The organism is Dyadobacter chenwenxiniae (genome assembly GCF_022869785.1).
Taxonomy (GTDB): Bacteria; Bacteroidota; Bacteroidia; order Cytophagales; family Spirosomataceae; genus Dyadobacter; species Dyadobacter chenwenxiniae.
In genome coordinates this window covers 5163747-5181762 of the sequence record NZ_CP094997.1, presented here as the reverse complement: position 1 = coordinate 5181762, position 18016 = coordinate 5163747, and the positions used below count along the sequence as shown (strand labels likewise).

The following is an 18016-nucleotide window of genomic DNA, read 5'->3' as shown; positions in this document are numbered from 1 at the left end:
ATGCAGACTACGCAAAACAAATTTGAGCAATTCAAGCTTAACCGTCAATTACTCAATGCCATTGAAGAAGCGGGATACACCGAGCCGACGCCTATCCAGGAACAAGCCATCCCGCTCGCATTGTCAGGACAGGACATTCTGGGCATAGCCCAAACAGGAACAGGCAAAACAGCCGCCTATACATTACCGTTATTAATGCGCATCAAATTTGCCCAGGGCGAGCACGCCAGGGCATTGATTATGGCTCCTACGCGTGAGTTGGCGATGCAAATTTCGGAAGCCATTACGCAACTGAGCAAATACACGGACATCAGGACGGTAGTGCTTTTTGGTGGAGTAGGAGCCAAGTCGCAGATCGAGGCGATCCGGAAAGGCGTTGATATTATCGTTGCCACGCCTGGAAGGTTTATGGACCTTTATTTTCAGGAAGAGGTCATTGTAAAGCATTTGAATGTAATGATCCTGGACGAGGCCGACAAAATGATGGATATGGGCTTCATGCCGCAAATTCGCAAGTTGCTCGAAATCATTCCGCGAAAACGGCAAAATATGCTTTTCTCAGCCACATTCTCGGATAAAGTAGAAAAGCTTTCCTTCGAATTTCTTGAATTTCCAACGCGCATTGAAGTAACGCCGCAGGCCACAACGGCCGAAATGGTGACGCAATCTCTTTACGAATTGCCCAATTTCCGCACCAAAATCAATCTTTTGACCCATTTGCTTAAAGACCGGGAAGCATTCAACCGCGTCCTGATTTTTACCAGAAGCCGCGAAGTTGCAGGATTGGTGCACCAGAATCTCCTGAATGTGGTTGTGCGTGAGGACGAATTAAAAGTAATCCATGCAAACAAAGGCCAAAACACCAGAACCAATGCAATGGAAGCATTCAAGGAAGGTTCGGTGCGCGTCATGGTGGCAACGGATGTGGTGGCGCGAGGGATTGACATCACGGATGTAAGCCACGTGATCAACTTTGATGTGCCTTTGATCTATGAAGATTATGTGCACCGGATCGGAAGAACGGGGCGCGCAAACCGCATTGGTCAGGCCATCACTTTTATGACGATGGCGGACGAGTATCACATTCAGAAAATTGAAAAAATGATCCGCATGGAGATCCCGCGGAAGGAATTGCCGGAGGATCTGGAAATTGCCGCAACGCCCGTTACAGAGCGCCAGGACATGCTTCGGGAGATCGATAATCAGAAAAGGAGAGAAGATCCGACCTTCCTCGGAGCATTCCACGAGAAGAAAAAAACATATCGCCCGGCGCAAAAAACGCCCGCAAAAGGAGGCCAAAATCGCCGTAATTCATCGGGCAGAAGTAAACGCAAATAATGCAATACAATTCGAATAAATCCGTTTAACTTGGACAATAGAAAACCTGTTTCTCTATTAAAGTTACTTATGAAAGAGTCCGTTGTTATTTGGCTTGCTATTCTAATTCCAGTATTTGGCTTTGCTCAAAACACCCATCTCGCGAGCGCAACACCAAATACAGATACGAATCTTGCCCAGAAAAAGCCCTTAGAATTAAAGGAAAGGCGTATTCTTCCACTCTTTGGAGAGGTTAGCAAAACCTCAGAGCAGATTGATGAAGAGATCCGTTTTTTGAGTGAATGCGACAAGTCATTCACAAGCCGAGCCGAGGCAAGCAGCTTTTTTACAGCACGTGCCTGGGAATATTTGCAGGAGGGATCATTGGATACAGCTTGCTATCGCTTCAATCTCGCCCATTTACTGAATGATAAGAATGTCGAGACCTATTGGGGGCTCGGCGTGATTTCCTACCAGCGCGAAAATTGGGTTGAGGCGAAAAGAATGCTGAGCCGGGGAATCAGTCTGCAAGGTGAGAATGTCCCTTTACTCGTGGATTTGTCAACTGTTGATTTAAAACTGTACGCGATCACGAGCCGGAAGGAAGAGCTTGACGAGGCCGCCGAATTGCTCAACCGGGCAACTGCATTGGATTCAACTTATGCGTTAGGTCAATATAATCTGGCATTGCTTCATTATAATCTCAATGATCTGGACAGGTCGTGGGAACATTTGCACAAAGGTCGATCGCTTGATTTCAACCAGATGAACCTGGATTTTGTAGAGCTGCTAAAAGCTAAAAAACCTGATCCGCAAGGGTTCTTTAAGTAGATTTTTGATTTTGATATACATAAAAAAAGTCTCCCGCGAAGGAGACTTTTTTCGTTTGCGGCAGATTCTTTTACTTAAAGAAAAACCCTGTTGGTGCTACATTTACTTTAATTGAATCAACCAGTGACCCGTCCGCGCGGTAACGCACTGCGTAGCCAGCCTGCGCGTATGAAGGCGTTACGCCCGCATAAAGAAGTCCCTGCGTTGGGTCCACGGCCAGACCTGTAAAAATTCTCTTAATCAATGGCGTTGTAATGTTAACCTGCGCATCATTAATGCCGAATTTGTAAGTTCCTCCATGTTCGCCAGCGGCATCAAAGTAGGAAAGAACAAAGAAAACGGTTCTGCGATCCGAGCTGAATGTAAACTTATCCGCGAATTTGGTTGCATCGCTGCCTATTGTCAATGTTGCTTCTGCATTGTAAGAATCAGGGTTCATTTTGATGACCTTGATGCCATCATTCACCCAAAGCTTTCCATCGGCATCAATGCCGACTGGGTTTGGCGCGTTTTCGAAGGAAAGCGTTTTGTCAATTGCATTTGTGGTCGTGTTGATAATGCTCAGCGTTTTGCCTTTGCCATAAGAAACCGTTCCCACGAAGAGTTTGCCGTTATTAAAAACCAGGTTTTCAGGGCCGCCTGACGCAATGTCAATACGCTTGGTCACTTTATTGGTAAGCAAATCCACCACAGCCACATAACCCGTTGTGAATTTTTGATCTGCATTGGTTCCCCAGCATGAAACGTAAGCTTTGTTATTACTGCCAAAAACCACTTCTCTCGGATTCTCAATGTCGGGTGTGCCAATGCTGGCGATGGTCTTAAATGTATTGCTGTTTACAATTTCAACCTTATCTTGTCCGGCAGACATATTATCCACGAGAATGATCCCGGTTTCGCCGGATGCGGCATAACCCTGTACTCCGCCTTTTAATGCAGTGCCATTAGCTGCCGAAAAAATGTCCGCCTGTGCAGTAGTTTGCTCTCTGGTAAAGAACGAAATGGCTCCGTTATTTTGGGAAAAATTACCTTCATTAACCACAAAAACGCCCTGGATATAATCACCTTTCGGAGTGGGGTCGCTTTGGTTACACGACCATGCGAAAAGGGATAAAGATGTAAATGCTGCTAATCTGAATAACTGTTTTTTCATTTTTTGTTTTATTAGTTGTAAACATTTTTGCCACTTAACCGGCTAAGATCAATCAGCGATTTTTTGGCGGATCATACATTAAAATCAAACTCAATGCAAAGCTCCTTCCCGGCATTGCATTGTTCCTCACATTTAAATAGAACGTGTTTGCAACGTTATTGATCTGTCCCTGCAAGCGCATTTTTATTTTATCCCAAACAAAAGTATGCTCTGCCAGCAAATTTGTAAGCGTATAACCATCCAAGATTTGTGAATTATCAAATGTGCTGAACCGCTTGCTGACCGCCTGCGCCTGGGCTGTAATTCTGGTATTCTTGTATTGAACAAATGCATTCAAATTTCCGGAATGAACAGGCACAAACACAAGTTGCTTGCCAATAATGTCCGAGGAATAAGCATCATAGGCTTTTTCCTGAGCGCTTTTGTTGAGAGTATATCCAATGTTAGCTCCTGACTTCCAGTTGCTTACATCGAAACGCCAGCCAGCCAGCACTTCAATGCCGCGGGCTAGCACTTGCTGTAAATTTTCAACGCGATAACTTTTTCCCGGATTCCAATAAGTCCAGTCCTTGATACGGTTGTGGTATGCAGTTATTGAAGCAGAAAAAGTGTGGTTCAAGGGGGAAGTGAAGTTTTGTTCAAGACCAACTTCCTTATTCCAACCCGTCTCCGGCCTGATTTCCGGGTTTCCCATTTCTTTCCAAAAGCGCTCATTCAATGTTGGCACGCGATAACTCCGTCCGATTGAACCTTTGAATTTCAAATTATAAGTTTCTTTTTGCGCCAAAACATATTCCGCTCCCAGTGAGGGCGTAAATGGCGGATCGAATTTTGTGACAAATGCTTGTCTCAAATTGGCAGAAACGATTATGCGATTCGTGGGTTGCCAGCGCGTGAGCAAAAAGAGGTCGCCGCGATTTTCGGTAACCAATTCTTTATCATAACCCGCCACCTGCGCCCGGTAATGTGCCAATTCGCCACCTGCTTTGATCTGGAACGCATTAAACTGAAAATCACGTTCAATGCGGTTCGAAAACTTGTCGGTCACGGCGTGATCCAACTGACTGTAATCGCCTTTGGCATAATCAATAATGTCCCTTACCCACGAAGCCCGGAATGTGATTTCTTTGTAATTATAGCGCAGCATGGTCCGGTAAGCTTCTGTTAAAGTCAGCTCACGACCCGCTTTATCTTCGGGCGTTAATGTGAGCCGGTTCCGGGTCAGCCACACGTGTGCCGAGATCTGATGATCGTTTTTTGAATTGAAAAACAAATCCTGCACCAAACCGCGCTGGAAAGAAGTTGACGGCAGAACGGTGTATTGATTTCGCTCCGAATAAGGGAAATCGTTGTTCATACGGCCGTCATATACATTTGTTTTGCCCGAAAAGGTCCACCGATCATTGATTACTGCCGTATATCGGGCCGTAACCTGGGTTTGGTGGTTATTAAAACTTTCCTGCTGACGGCCTATCGAAACCTGCAAAGGCTGCTTCGAAGGAGTGCTTCCCAGCAGAATGCTCCCACCCACCGCATCGCTGCCGACAATGCTCGCCGCAGAACCGTATTGTACAGCAAGCTGATCAAAGCCTGCAACGGGAATGGTCGAAAAGTCGGTTTGCCCCAAAATAGGTGAATTAATGTTCAGGCCGTTCCATAACACAGCCGTATGGTTCGCCGACGTTCCACGAAAAGAAGCCGTGTTTAATTGCCCGGGGCCATAATTTTTAAATGCGATCGGCGTGTAAAGTGAGAGCAGGTCGCTGATATTTTGGAAGCGGAAAAGGTTTAGCGACGTTGAATCTAACTTTTGGATTTTAAGTCCGCTCATGAATTTTTCAGGAACAAAACCTTTTATCACCACAGGTTCCAGGCGAATGCTATCGCGTTGTGCCAGAAGTATTTGTGGACACAATACCCAAGCGGCAATGGCCAAAGCCATGAAAAACTTCCTGTCAATAATCACGCTGTGTCAGATATGTAGCATCGTCAGCATTGCTTTTCCTCCGAAAGCAAATTTGATGAATCCAGTTTTGGCAGGTCTCCTGGCTCGTCTCTCGATCCATGGCCTTCCCGTTCGTGGAACAGTGGCATTGGGGATTGGATCAATATAAACAGACTCACAGTTGCGGGGACAGCTTCCGGTTCAACGGAATTCCCTATTAAGCCTTATCGCGGCATTGAAGCCGCTTATGGCGCCAAAGGTGCAAAGTTAGGAAATTGGCCGGACTTCCAACTCTGTGCGATATGCTTTATATTTGGTCAAAATCTTTACCCCTTTTGGCTGCTTCTGCTCAAAAACTCACTGTAACTTCTTCGCATAAAGGCATTTACCTTATGCTGGGCGCGGCGTTTTTCTTTTCTCTTACATCGGCCATTTCCAAGTGGCTGGGCCGCGATTTTCACATTGTGCAGCTGGTATTTTTCAGGAACATTGTAGGCGTTGTGTTTGTGGTGACCAGCATTTGGCGCCGCCCGATCCGACAACAGGGAGGCAAACTGGGCCTGCTTATTTTTCGCGGCGTTGTGGGCACGTTGTCGCTTTATATGCTCTTTTATGCGATCCAAACATTAGGATTGGGCCGTGCTTCCACTTATCAATACACCTATCCCATTTTTCTCGCATTGCTATCCTGGCTGTTGATAGGCGAAACGCTGAATTCGCGCGAATGGGCTGCTATTTTTGTGGGCTTTACAGGCATTATGTTCGTTTTCCGGCCAGATCTTTCGATTTCGCTCCGCGATAATGCGCTGGGGTTGGGTAATGCATTGCTGACTGCTATTTCTTATTTATCAATCAGGCAGTTAGGCGTTGTTTATGACACCCGGGCTATCATTCTTTCTTTTATGCTGAGTGGCATTGTAATGCCCATTATTTCCATGCTGGTAGGGACGTATTATCCGATGGAAAATCTGGATTTCCTGATTGGGACATTCACCTGGCCCACTAACATTTCGCACTGGCTCGGGTTTCTGGCACTCGGGTTAACAGCATTGATGGGGCAAAGAATGTTAACCCAATCATTCACCTATGACAAAGCCGGGCGCGTTGCGGCCATTGGTTATTCCAATATTCTGTTTTCGGTTTTAATTGGTTTTCTGATGGGAGAAGCCATTCCGTCGTTCTCAATGCTGACGGGCATGTTGCTGATTGTGGCAGGAGGGATTATGGTTTCCCTGGCAAAAAGAAAGCCTACGGTTGCCGATGATCTGGAATAAGTCAGGCATTCAGCACAATTATTCCGCAATGAAAATTGTTAACTTATTGAAATCAAATGAAGTTATGAAAAGATCCGCTACATCCCTTTTTCTGTTTTTTGTCATGCTTACGGTGGCAACGGGTTTCAAATCCGATGGAAATCGGCCTGCGGAAGGCATTCAATGGTTGACAATAAAAGAAGCTTACGCCAAAATTCAGAAAGAGCCGAGAAAGGTTTTAATCGACGTGTACACAGATTGGTGTGGCTGGTGCAAAGTGATGGACCGCGAAACATTCAAAAACAAAGCCGTAGTCGAATACGTCAACCGCAAATATTACGCCGTAAAGCTCAACGCAGAACAGAAAAAGGCCATCATGCTAGGAGACAAAAAATTCGAATTCATTTCCGAAGGCGGCCGAGGCGTACACCAACTCGCATTGGCACTGACCAACAACCAGCCCAGTTATCCAACGACCGTTTTCCTGGACGACAAATTCACCATGATCCAGCCGCTGCCAGGCTACATGAAACCTAAGGAATTCCATCAGGTCATCACCTTCATCGGCGAGGATTACCATAAAAAACAAGCCTTTGAAGATTACAAATCAAAGACTTACAATACACTTTTCGCAGCTAAGTAATTAGTTCAACCATTCAGTTACTCACTTCCTTCAACGTTATTTTAGTAATAAATTTATTACTTTTGTATGAAGTCAAGTGAGCTTTTCAAGCTGTTGATAAAGGATGGTTGGTTTGAAGTGAGGCAAGCAGGAAGCCACAAAATTATGCGCCATCCTATCAAGCAAGGGCAACTTACTGTCCCTTATCACGGAAGCACAGAGGTGAAGAAGGGCCTGCTGAGTGCTTTGTTAAAACAAGCGGATATTAAAACAAACAAGCGATGAAAAAGCCGTTAATAACAATGGCAATTGTGAAAGAAGAGGTAGGTTATAGCGCTTACACTACTTTCAAAAATAACTTTATTGGCACGCAAGGTGAGGATTTTGATGAGCTGAAAAAAAATATCGTTGAGGCAGTAAATCTGGCTTTTCAGGAGAAGAACCTTGTTTTTTCAATTGAAGAAATTATTTTGAAACCAGATTTACAAAGCTTCTTTGCATTTTATAAGGTGCTTAATGTGAAAGCGCTGAGTGAGCGTATCGGGATGAATCAGAGTTTATTGGCGCAATACATTAGCGGAACTAAAAAACCATCTTCCATGCAGGCCAAACGCATACTTTCGGGTGTCCAGCAAGTGGGTAAGGAATTAGCTGCTATTCAGTTTCTAGTATAATAGTTATGCTTAAACCGTCTCGCCCTCCTGCATACGCTCGGCATTCTCGGCGATGCGTAATCTTTCTATAAATTCTGCGATGTCCCCTTCCATGACGGCGGGAAGATTGTAAACGGTGTAGCCGATGCGGTGATCTGTAATGCGGCTTTGTGGATAGTTGTAAGTGCGGATTTTATCGGAACGGTCGCCGCTTCCTACCATTGATTTTCTTTGCGAGCTGATGGCATCATTATGCTCTTTCAGTTTGATCTCATAAAGTCGAGAACGCAAAACGCTCAAAGCGCGGTCTTTGTTTTTCAGCTGAGAACGCTCATCCTGGCAACTAACAACCAATCCGGAAGGAATATGGGTCAAGCGAACTGCGGAGTAAGTCGTGTTAACGGACTGTCCACCAGCACCTGACGATTGAAATGTATCCACGCGGACATCATTCATATTGATCTGGACATCCACTTCTTCAGCTTCCGGCAACACTGCCACGGATGCAGCCGACGTGTGAATGCGCCCCTGCGATTCCGTCTGCGGAACACGCTGAACGCGGTGCACGCCCGACTCAAATTTCATTTTGCCGTAAACATCCTCGCCCTCAACTTTGCAGATAATTTCTTTATAACCACCGTTTGTGCCTTCGGTAAAATCCATGATCGACGAACGCCAGCCCATTTTTTCAAAAAATCGCTGATACATTCTAAAAAGATCCCCGGCAAAAATTGCGGCTTCATCTCCACCCGTTCCGCCCCTGACTTCGAGAATAATGTTGCGGCTGTCATTCGGATCTTTTGGAATAAGCAGCTCTTTAATCATTTGTTCGAGCTGTTCCAGTTTAGGGCCAAGGTCGTCGAGTTCCTCTTTTGCCATTTCCCGGAGCTCCTCATCCTTTTCAGTAGCGATGAGTTCTTTTGTTCCTGCTATATCTTTTTGAAGCTTTTTATAATGCTCATACTGCTCCACAATCCTTCCCAGATCCTTATATTCTTTGCTAATTTTAGAATAGCGGGCAGAGTCGGAAACGATTTCCGGTTGTATGATTTGTTGCGAAACTTCTTCGAAACGTTCTTTTATAGCTTCTAATTTATCGATCATCTTTATTGAATATCTTTGGCACCACGCATTCGGGGCACAAAGATACGCATTTTAGATAAATGAAGGTTTTTGAGATATCTGCCGCCCGATGAATTAGATACTTTGGAATACTGTTAGGAACTTATAATGTGCTTGGAAATGAAAAAAATATTGATTTTTGCGTTGATGGCGATTGTTCTGGGGAGTTGTGATACGGGAAACCGTGTTGAAAACACCAAAGAATTGTCCAACGAGATAAATGCGTCGAAAATTAAACGCGTTACCAATACGCAGCTTATCTATTCTGCTGATGCGTGGGGTAAAAAGATATCTAAAATCGCTGAAAAGTCGCTGAGCAACGAACTTTCCAGGCATCCAGAGAAAGCAGGAGAACTTTGCCAGAATCTGGCTGGGATTCCGGTGATAGCAGCACTACAAAAGGAATACGGCGTCAAAGTAGAATTGCTGGATTTGACGGATCTTAAAAACCCAGACCTGGCACCGAAAGAGCGCGAACTGCTCGACGCATATCTTTACAGCGCCAAAAGCAAATCTGTTGCCAGCGACAATCTCCAGCAACTGAGCGACACCTCACTGGTTTACAATGCACCAGTCCCTGCCGAGAGTTTAATTTGCAAATCATGTTTGCCAAAAGACGAAATACCTTTTGCCGTCTGGCGCCTGCTTTTCAATAAAAAAGACATCATCAGAAAGCTGGATGCGAAGCAGTTGAAGGACTGATTTTTGACAGATTAGGAATGGTTTTTTACAAAATGGGAGCAAGACATCACCCAATTCATTCACTCCGCATGCAAGCTCCCGTTAATAAGACAATCCCGAAAGTTATTGAAAATGAGGTTTTAAAGGCTTTGTCTTTTTACCCGGAGTTGCAGGAAACGCCGATTGATTTTGTGTTTAAAAAGAATATTAAGCGGTCTGTCATGCAAGCGCAGCCCAAGATAGGAACCATGTTTGGGGCAAAACGGGGCTATAATATCAACATAAGCGCACTGTTCAGGCTTACAACTTCCGCAATTCCTATCCATCAGATCCCGCCGGATATTATGGTGGGCTGGATTGGTCATGAATTAGGCCACGTGATGGATTATGAAAACAGGAATGTAGCCGGCATGATACGGTTCGGCATTGGTTATCTATTTTCTTCCAGATACATCAGGCAAGCGGAGCGTGTGGCCGACACATACGCAGTAAACCATGGCTTGGGAAGTTACATTGTTAAGACAAAGCACTTTATCCTGAATCACGCAAGTTTATCCCAAAAATATAAAAACAAAATCGCCCGGCTTTATTTATCGCCGGACGACATTATGGAGCAAGTGAAAAAGCTGGAAGCTGAACAACACCTGAAATCATAGGTTACTTCTGACAAAAGCCTCAAATTCCAGAAATTGCTCTTCTTTCATCACACGGGGGATTTTCACCTGGCCGCCCAGTTTTTTGATGTCTTCGCTCCATTTGTAAAAAATCTCTTCCGGAATCAATTCTGTTTCAATTCCTTTAAGCGCGCGTCCCCTTGCAACATTATAATTTTTGTTATTCTCCCGAAGCGTTTTGTCCAGCGACTCCGCGACTTTTTCATTATCGGGAAACTTGTCGCAGCTCAAAAACCATTTGTGAATGTAATCTTCACCGCGATGCACCGCGGCAACGATAAACTCCTTAATCACAACGTCATATTCCTGCTCGATCACCCGCAATGCATCATTCATCTGATTCACTGAAAGTTGCGACCCAACTACATTCAGGAAATGCTTGGTGCGGCCGGTGATCTTGATTTCGGCTTTCGCCTTGTCCGTAATTTGAACTGTATCCCCTATCATATAGCGCCACGCCCCTGACACTGTTGATATCAGCAGCACATATTCGACATTTTCCGTTGCGTTCGCGAGCGACAAAACTTGCGCTCCCGGTTTTACCAAACCATTTTCATCTACATGGTCGCCATCAAATGGCACGAATTCATAGAAGATCCCATTATCCGGGAATAGGGCCATCGAGCTCGTTTCCGGGCGTTTTTGAATGGCTATAAAGCCTTCGGAAGCCAGATATGTGTCAATGTAAATCAATGGACGGGCGAATAGTTGTTCCAGGCTTTTTCTATAAGGCTCGAATGCAACGCCACCCGTCGTATAAACCATCAAGTTCGGCCATATTTCGTGAATGTTGTTCAGCTTATTATGGCTTATGATCTCTTTAAGCATCAACTCTACCCAAGCCGGAATCCCGGAAATGCAGCCAATATCCCATTTTGGGGCTTCTTCCGCAATCTTTTTGACGCGCTCATCCCAATCCGCGATGTCGGCGATTTCTCGTCCGGGCTTATAAAATCCGCCAAACCAGGTAGGAAGGTTACTAGCACTAATCCCGCTGATCTCACCTTCCTGGTGATCACCCTTTTGTATGAGTGCAGTACTGCTTCCCAGCATCAGGATTTGTTTTGTAAAAAACTCGCCGGGAAGATTGAATGCATTAATATTGGTAATCTCCGAGATGCCCGCTTTTCTGATCGCATTAAGCATATCGTCGGTCACGGGAATGTATTTGCTGGCGCTTGTGGTTCCGCTGCTGAGTGCAAAATATTGCTGTCCGCCCGGCCAAGTCACATTTTGATGACCTTCGAGCAAGTAATGCCACCATTCTTCATACATTTTGTCGTAATCATGCACAGGCACTTTATTCTGAAAAGCAGCAATGATATCTTGGCTTTGCAGCAGCTCTGAAAAATGGTAGGCTTTGCCAAAAGCAGTCAGCTTGGCTGTTTCAAGCAGGTTTCGTAAAACTTTTTCTTGTGCTTCAACAGGATCGGGATCGCTGGTGATCATTCCCGTAAAATCAATTGCCTTCTTTATAAGTTCGCCGATTACCGCCATTCGTTTAGTGCTTTAATTTGAAAAATCGCTTTAATAAATCAGATTTTAAAAACCCATGCCACTTCATAAATTTGTGGCTTCACATCATATCTATATGTCCATGAAGGCATTGAATCGGGTCAGAGCTTTACGCAAAGTTCTTATTAAGTCATTTTTTGTAATCCTCGTTTTGGGCTTAGTCATTCAGGAATCCGCCCTGGCGCAGAACAATATGCTTGTTTTTCAATCCGATTTTGGGCTAAAAGACGGGGCTGTTTCCGCGATGAAGGGCGTTGCTTCCGGTGTCTCGCCTGATTTAAAATTGTATGATCTGACCCATGAAATCCCAGCCTATAACGTTTGGGAAGGAGCGTACAGATTGGTGCAAACAGCGCCCTACTGGCCGGCAGGGACGGTTTTCGTGTCTGTCGTTGATCCGGGCGTGGGCACAGACCGCAAGTCTGTCGTAGTGAAATCTATGTCCGGACATTATTTCGTGACGCCAGATAACGGAACATTAACATTGGTCGCCGAACAACTGGGCATTCAGGAAGTTAGGGAAATAGATGAAGCGGTTAACCGGCGTAAAGATTCCAATGAATCGTACACATTTCACGGTCGGGATGTATACGCATTCACGGCCGCACGCCTGGCTGCCAGGGTGATTTCGTTTGAACAGGTTGGGAGGCAGCTTGAAAATAAAGTTGTGTCAATTTCTTACCAAAAGGCCGTTTTTCAAAACAATCAGGTTAAAGGAGCCATTCCGATTTTAGACATTCAGTATGGGAATGTCTGGACCAACATTAATAAGGAAGTTTTTAATAAACTGAACATTAAAATAGGTCAGGACGTCCATGTTCAGGTTTTTAATCAGGATTTGAAGATTTACGAAGGGGAAGTTCGCTATGTGAATACGTTTGGGGAGGTTAAAGAAGGGGATGATGTTGGCTATTTCAACAGTCTGCTGAATTTCTCGCTTGGCATTAATATGGGCAGCTTTTCCGAAAAATACAAAGTGCTGAGTGGAGGAGAATGGCGGATTGTTTTAACAAAATAAACAACCCGCCCAAATCACTATTTGCCTACAACCTGATAGATATCGTACCAGTCTTCGTGGCTTAACTTTATTTCGGAAGCACTTGCGCCATTTCTGATCCTTGTTTCGGAAAGTGAGCCGATGATCGGCAAAGTGCCTAATTTCATCAGCCAGGCAACGGCAGTCTGCTCAATATTTGCATCATATTTCCTTCCCACTTCCTCCAATTTGGCTCTTAGGCGAACTGCTTTCTCCTCTGTTCCATTCAAAATTTTACCGCCAGCCAGCGGTGCCCAGGCAAGCGGCTTGCTGAAACTCTGCTTAATGAAATCAATACGACCGTCCTCGATCGCAGTCGTATTCATCAGATTCAGCTCAATATGATTGGTAACGATTGGAATTCTCAGATAAGATGCTAGCAACTGGTGTTGAAAAACCGTAAAATTGGCAACTCCGATATGCTTCGTTTTACCTGATTTGACGATTTCTGCCAGCGCAGTCGCGGTTTCTTCCGGGTCAGATAAAAAGTCGCTCTGGTGCAACAGAAAAATGTCCAAATAGTCCGTTTTCAGTCGTTTCAATGAGCCATTAATGCTGTTTACAATGTGATCGCGCGATGTATCGTAGTAAGTCAGATATTTATTGCTGGATTTTCTGATCCCGCATTTGCTGAACAAAACGATATCTTCCCTTTTAAAAGACTTATTCTGAACTACTTTCCCAAAATGTTCTTCAATAGCAGTATCACCATAAACATCTGCATGATCAAAAGTATTAATGCCCAGTTCCAGACAAAGATTTACTGTTTTCTCAATTTGAGACGTGGTTTGGGCACCTTCATCTGTCCATCTCCAGAAGCCATAGATTGCTTCGGATACTTTTGGGCCAGAGTCGCTTAAACTAACTTTTTTCATTGGATGGATGTTTGAATGCTCGTGCAAAAATATCTATTTATCCAAACGTTTATCTTTTACGATCAGATAAATATCGTTTTCCAGTTCCAGATAACCGTAATCATACACGAAGTGGTAAATGTTCCCTTTTTGCGTAGGCCGGACGCTTGTGATCAGGTTAAAGTCAAATCCTTTGCCAATAAGCTGGCTTTTTGCGGTTTTGGATTTGTCGTCCGGGCAAAGTTCTTCCAGTATCCGGCGATTTTTCCGAAGCTGGTTGTTCATGTTCCTGACGATATTATACGAATCTGAATTTAACCGGTTATTGTAGCTGTTCCGGCACATATCCGAGCAGAATTTTTTGTCTACTCTTCCCATCAGTGGTTTCCCGCATTCCAGGCAATTCTTCATTTTTTCAAAGTTTAGTCGAATCCGGTTTACGGGATCCGTAAGTGTGCATATGTAATCTCGCTTTGCAATATAGCAAAATTACTTTTGCAGCGCCCAAGAAACCGGTTTTCCCGTTTGCAAGCGGCTGCAAATGCTTGTATCTGACTGTAAGTAGTTAATAACCGAATCGCAAATCATTGATGCTGCATATTTGCAAAGGCGATTCAGGAGGGTCGTCTCAACAAATCAGATATTCATTATTAAACAAAGTCAGAAAACATGAATTCAGTGAAACTAATCGGAAATGTAGGCCGCGAAATCAATGTGAAGGAATTTGATGGCGGCAGGGCAGTGACGTTTTCGCTTGCTACGGACGAAAACTATATTAACAAAAATAAAGAGGAGGTTAAATCTACATCCTGGCACTCGATCATTGCCTGGGGACCGCTGGCGCAGCGTTGTGAGACAATGCTTGAAAAAGGTAAAATGATTTCTGTTGAAGGCAAGCTGAGTTATCGTCAGTATGTGAATAAGGAAAATCAGACGGTCAGGATGGTGGAAATCGTCGCTTTTAAAATCGAGGAAATTGCCCGGACGCAAGAAGCCAATGCGTAAGGCAAAGCCTGGTCTTGACAACGTTTCAATGTTATTAAGACCAGGGTATTATCAAAAATGATGGTTTAAGAGAGATTATTAAAGACTGCTTTCCAGAGCCGCTTTCCAGTTGCCATAGGCTTCCTTTGTTGCTTCTATTAATGCAGTATCTGGTTCAATGGTGCTTAATGCAGAAAGGCCTACGAAAGCCTCAGAGCGGTTTTTGTAGTAACCAAGTCCAAATCCTGCCGCACGTGCCGCACCTTGTGCGCCGTCGGTATTATAGAGTTCGACGGTTGCGCCGGATACGTTTGCGAATGTTTCACGGAAAACAGGGCTTAGGAACATGTTCGCTTCACCGGCCCGGATGTTTTTCAAGGAAACGCCTACGGTTTCCATGATCTCCATGCCATAATATAGCGCAAATACAATGCCTTCCTGCGCCGCGCGCGTGTAATGGTTAAGGCCGTGACGACTGAATTGTAAGCCTTTAAACGTACTGCCTGGGTCCTGGTTTTCAAGCATCCGTTCTGCACCATTGCCAAAAGGAAGACAAAGAAGACCATCAGCGCCAACGGGAGCTTGCGAAGCCAAAGCGTTCATTTCAGGATAGGAGACATTCCCCTGGAACAAAGCGTTGCGAAGCCAGCCATTCAGGCTGCCTGTGCCGTTGACACAAAGCAAAACGCCGTAACGCGATGCTTGCGATACCGGATTGACATGGAGAAATGTATTCACGCGTGATTTCGGGTCAAATTTCACCTGATCACTTACGCCGTAAACGACACCGGAGGTGCCGGCGGTGGCTGCTACTTCGCCAGGTTCGAGGACATTCAGCGAGAATGCATTATTAGGTTGGTCACCTGCGCGGTATGTAACAGGAATGCCAGCACGCAATCCCAATGCTTCGGCTGCGGATGCCGTTACTTTTCCTTGTTCGGAAAATGTGGGCAAGACCTCAGGCATAATTTCATGATTGAACCCAAAATAGTCGAAAAGAAAATCTGCGGGGCGGCCGTTGACAAAGTCCCAGAAAATGCCTTCGGATAAGCCCGACGGTGTAGTGACAATTTCGCCGGTCATGCGGGCAGCTAGGTAATCGCCGGGAAGCATGAATTTATACACTTTTGCATATACATCAGGCTCGTTTTCCTTAACCCAGCCTAACTTGGAAGCAGTGAAATTACCAGGGGAATTAAGCAGGTGGGGCAGCACGTATTCCTCGCCCAATGCTTCCATCGCCTTGTTACCAACTTCCACCGCGCGGCTGTCGCACCAGATAATAGACGGACGGAGCACATTCATATCCTTATCAACAACCACTAAACCATGCATCTGATATGAAATTCCGATCGCACCCACTTCCTCAGGCGAAATACCGGCCTTTTGGATTACTGCTTTTGAAGCAAGGCAAGCATTTTGCCACCACATTTCGGGCTGTTGCTCCGCGAAGCCAGGCTTGGGGGCGGCGATTGTCATTTCCCGTTCAGGATAAAACGCAGCGGCGGCGACTGCACCCGAATCTGCGTGGATCAAACATGCTTTTACGGACGAACTGCCTAAATCGAATCCCAGGAAATACATTGTTTCTATTTTGATTAAAAATTGCTGTAATATTTAAATGTAAGCCGAAAATAATGCAAAAATGTTCCACCGGATCTGAAAAAACAAACTGTTAAGTGTAAATATTACACTTATTTAAAATCGCCTTGCCGAACTTCCTTTACATGGAAAAACAAAAAAGATATCCAGTCCGCGAAAAATTCACTATTTTAATGAAGATATTGAAACAATTTGAATCTATTTGTAGTCTTATTTGTGTTAACGAAGCAGAACACCAAATAGCTGATTATTAATTCATGGTGTAAATTTTAAGAAAACAGGGCATCCTTCAATGGGTATTATGAAAAAAATTGTACAAGTGGTTTTGGTTGGTGGCTTATTTGTTTTGTTCGCCGGATTTAGTGCTATTGATAAAAAATGGGAAAAACCCTTCTCCCGGCTTGATAATGAAGTAAGAAAAAACAGCAAAGCGTATCAGACGCTAGGTGAAGCAACAAAGACTATCGGGCATAGGTTAACAGGCAGTGTAAACGGGGAAAAAGCCGAGGAATACGCATTTCAACTCCTGAAAAGTTACGGATTTACAGATGTTTCATATCAGCCATTTGAGGTAGAAGCGTGGATGCGCGACACGGTAACTCTGTCCATTGCACCGAGCAGCAGCGATAATTTCAGAGAAGTTCCGGTTGTCTCGCTGGCGCATTCGCCTGTCGAGTCCAAGTTGCAAGGCGAAATTGTGGATGTAGGCAATGGGCTTGAAGAAGATTTCGAAGCAATTAAGGAAAGAATAAAGGGTAAAGTCGCGCTCGCTAACATCAATCTCGTTGGGGCAGCTGGCAAGAAAAACCTGCACCGTTCTGAAAAAACGGCGCTGGCAATTAAATACGGTGCAACCGGTGTAATCATGGTGAACGGTGCGCCGGGCAAAATCCTGCTTACAGGAACAGCTTCGGTAACTGGTGCAATCATTTCGATCCCGGCGGTTTGTATTTCAAATGACAGCGGAGGAGAACTGCGTAAATGGTTAAAGGAGGAAGGGCCTCTGGAAGCCCACATTGATATGCACAACATTTCCAAGCCCATCAAAGCAAGAAATGTAATTGCAACGCTCAGAGGTAAATCGGATGAAAGAGTGATTATTGGCGGCCACCTGGATTCCTGGGATCTGGCAACAGGCGCAATCGACAACGGTATCGGCTCCTTTGCGGTAATGGACATTGCAAGAGCCTTCAAAGCACTGAAAGTGAAGCCTGAGCGCACAATCCAGTTCGTTTTGTTCATGGGCGAAGAACAAGGTTTGCTGGGTTCAAAGCACTTTGTTAGTGAATTGAAGAAGTCCGGTGAGATCAATAAGGTAAGTTATATGATGAACCTGGATATGACGAATGACCCGAGAGGCGTTAATGCTTTTGGAAGGGATGAAATGAATGAATTCTTTGCAAGTGTGGGCAGTGCCATTCAGCATGTTGACCAGTCTTTCAAAAATGAGTCGTCAAACCGTGCCGGATTACACAGCGATCACCAGCCATTTATGCTTGAAGGAGTCCCCATCGCGGGCTTATCCGGTCACTTGGATCCGAATGTGTTGCAATGCTATCATGCTGATTGCGACGATTTTAGTCTGGTAAATAAAGACCAATTTGAAAATACCGTGCGCATTGCATCCATGTATCTGTATGCGCTGGCAAACACTGAGACCATTGCCGTTTCCAAGCTTTCCGATGCCAAAACCCGTGATTATCTGATTTCCCAGGGATTGAAAGAAGAATTGGTCATCGGGCAGGAGTGGCGGTGGGAACAATAAAATAGAATA

18 protein-coding genes and 1 riboswitch are annotated in these 18016 nt (G+C 44.8%); of the genes, 11 read left to right on the top strand and 7 right to left on the bottom strand.

All coding sequences use genetic code 11. The features are described from left to right. Window positions 1–1338: a DEAD/DEAH box helicase gene (locus MUK70_RS22105; RefSeq protein ID WP_234655171.1), complete on the top strand. Its 1338-nt coding sequence runs from the start codon at window positions 1–3 to the stop codon at window positions 1336–1338. A 69-nt stretch (window positions 1339–1407) separates the two neighbouring features. Further along, window positions 1408–2148, top strand: coding sequence for a tetratricopeptide repeat protein (locus MUK70_RS22100; RefSeq protein WP_234655170.1), 741 nt, complete (start codon window positions 1408–1410; stop codon window positions 2146–2148). Window positions 2149–2218: 70 nt separating this feature from the next. Here MUK70_RS22100 and MUK70_RS22095 read toward each other — a convergent pair whose 3' ends face one another. Both MUK70_RS22095 and MUK70_RS22090 read right to left on the bottom strand, forming a co-directional pair. After that, window positions 2219–3301 carry a DUF5074 domain-containing protein gene (locus MUK70_RS22095; protein ID WP_234655169.1) on the bottom strand — a complete coding sequence of 361 codons (1083 nt, stop codon included), beginning with the start codon at window positions 3299–3301 and terminating at the stop codon, window positions 2219–2221. Between the two features lie 52 nt (window positions 3302–3353). Then, window positions 3354–5243 carry a TonB-dependent receptor plug domain-containing protein gene (locus MUK70_RS22090; RefSeq protein WP_244784493.1) on the bottom strand — a complete coding sequence of 630 codons (1890 nt, stop codon included), beginning with the start codon at window positions 5241–5243 and terminating at the stop codon, window positions 3354–3356. Between the two features lie 76 nt (window positions 5244–5319). Continuing rightward, window positions 5320–5519, bottom strand: a riboswitch (cobalamin riboswitch). A 29-nt stretch (window positions 5520–5548) separates the two neighbouring features. Between MUK70_RS22090 and MUK70_RS22085 the strand changes: the two genes are divergently transcribed. The 4 genes from MUK70_RS22085 to MUK70_RS22070 all read left to right on the top strand — a co-directional run bounded on the left by MUK70_RS22085 (window position 5549) and on the right by MUK70_RS22070 (window position 7795). Further along, window positions 5549–6520: a DMT family transporter gene (locus MUK70_RS22085; RefSeq protein WP_234655167.1), complete on the top strand. Its 972-nt coding sequence runs from the start codon at window positions 5549–5551 to the stop codon at window positions 6518–6520. Window positions 6521–6584: 64 nt separating this feature from the next. Beyond that, window positions 6585–7142 (top strand): thioredoxin family protein, encoded by a 558-nt coding sequence (locus MUK70_RS22080; RefSeq protein ID WP_234655166.1) that lies wholly within the window; start codon window positions 6585–6587, stop codon window positions 7140–7142. Between the two features lie 66 nt (window positions 7143–7208). Further along, window positions 7209–7406, top strand: a complete 198-nt coding sequence (locus MUK70_RS22075; protein WP_234603082.1) for a type II toxin-antitoxin system HicA family toxin — start codon at window positions 7209–7211, stop codon at window positions 7404–7406. Beyond that, window positions 7403–7795: a hypothetical protein gene (locus tag MUK70_RS22070; protein ID WP_234655165.1), complete on the top strand. Its 393-nt coding sequence runs from the start codon at window positions 7403–7405 to the stop codon at window positions 7793–7795. The genes MUK70_RS22075 and MUK70_RS22070 overlap by 4 nt, the downstream gene beginning before the upstream one ends. A gap of 9 nt (window positions 7796–7804) precedes the next feature. Here the strand turns inward: MUK70_RS22070 and prfA are convergent, their stop codons facing one another. Next, on the bottom strand, window positions 7805–8878 hold the full coding sequence (prfA, locus tag MUK70_RS22065; protein ID WP_234655164.1) for a peptide chain release factor 1: 1074 nt from the start codon (window positions 8876–8878) through the stop codon (window positions 7805–7807). A gap of 138 nt (window positions 8879–9016) precedes the next feature. Here prfA and MUK70_RS22060 point away from each other — a divergent pair, with 138 nt between their 5' ends. Then, window positions 9017–9598, top strand: coding sequence for a hypothetical protein (locus tag MUK70_RS22060; protein ID WP_234603079.1), 582 nt, complete (start codon window positions 9017–9019; stop codon window positions 9596–9598). A gap of 68 nt (window positions 9599–9666) precedes the next feature. Further along, a complete protein-coding gene (locus tag MUK70_RS22055) occupies window positions 9667–10233 on the top strand; it encodes a M48 family metalloprotease (RefSeq protein WP_234655163.1) in 567 nt (188 codons plus the stop codon). Here MUK70_RS22055 and MUK70_RS22050 read toward each other — a convergent pair. Then, on the bottom strand, window positions 10228–11748 hold the full coding sequence (locus tag MUK70_RS22050) for a GH3 family acyl-acid amido synthetase (RefSeq protein WP_234655162.1): 1521 nt from the start codon (window positions 11746–11748) through the stop codon (window positions 10228–10230). The genes MUK70_RS22055 and MUK70_RS22050 overlap by 6 nt on opposite strands. Before the next feature lie 55 nt (window positions 11749–11803). Between MUK70_RS22050 and MUK70_RS22045 the strand changes: the two genes are divergently transcribed. Continuing rightward, on the top strand, window positions 11804–12784 hold the full coding sequence (locus tag MUK70_RS22045) for an SAM hydrolase/SAM-dependent halogenase family protein (RefSeq protein WP_234655161.1): 981 nt from the start codon (window positions 11804–11806) through the stop codon (window positions 12782–12784). 17 nt (window positions 12785–12801) lie between these two features. Here the strand turns inward: MUK70_RS22045 and MUK70_RS22040 are convergent, their stop codons facing one another. Further along, complete coding sequence (locus MUK70_RS22040; protein ID WP_234655160.1) at window positions 12802–13677, bottom strand: aldo/keto reductase; 876 nt, start codon at window positions 13675–13677, stop codon at window positions 12802–12804. Between the two features lie 33 nt (window positions 13678–13710). Next, the gene (locus MUK70_RS22035) at window positions 13711–14067 is read right to left on the bottom strand and encodes a DNA gyrase inhibitor YacG (RefSeq protein WP_234603072.1); all 357 of its coding nucleotides are present in this window, start codon (window positions 14065–14067) and stop codon (window positions 13711–13713) included. A gap of 258 nt (window positions 14068–14325) precedes the next feature. On the opposite strand from MUK70_RS22035, the gene MUK70_RS22030 reads away from it, so the two are divergent. Continuing rightward, window positions 14326–14661 (top strand): single-stranded DNA-binding protein, encoded by a 336-nt coding sequence (locus tag MUK70_RS22030; protein ID WP_234655159.1) that lies wholly within the window; start codon window positions 14326–14328, stop codon window positions 14659–14661. A 78-nt stretch (window positions 14662–14739) separates the two neighbouring features. Here the strand turns inward: MUK70_RS22030 and MUK70_RS22025 are convergent, their stop codons facing one another. Further along, complete coding sequence (locus tag MUK70_RS22025; protein WP_234603070.1) at window positions 14740–16224, bottom strand: xylulokinase; 1485 nt, start codon at window positions 16222–16224, stop codon at window positions 14740–14742. 319 nt (window positions 16225–16543) lie between these two features. Here MUK70_RS22025 and MUK70_RS22020 point away from each other — a divergent pair, with 319 nt between their 5' ends. Continuing rightward, window positions 16544–18007 (top strand): M28 family peptidase, encoded by a 1464-nt coding sequence (locus MUK70_RS22020; RefSeq protein WP_234655158.1) that lies wholly within the window; start codon window positions 16544–16546, stop codon window positions 18005–18007. The last annotated feature ends 9 nt before the right edge of the window (window positions 18008–18016 follow it).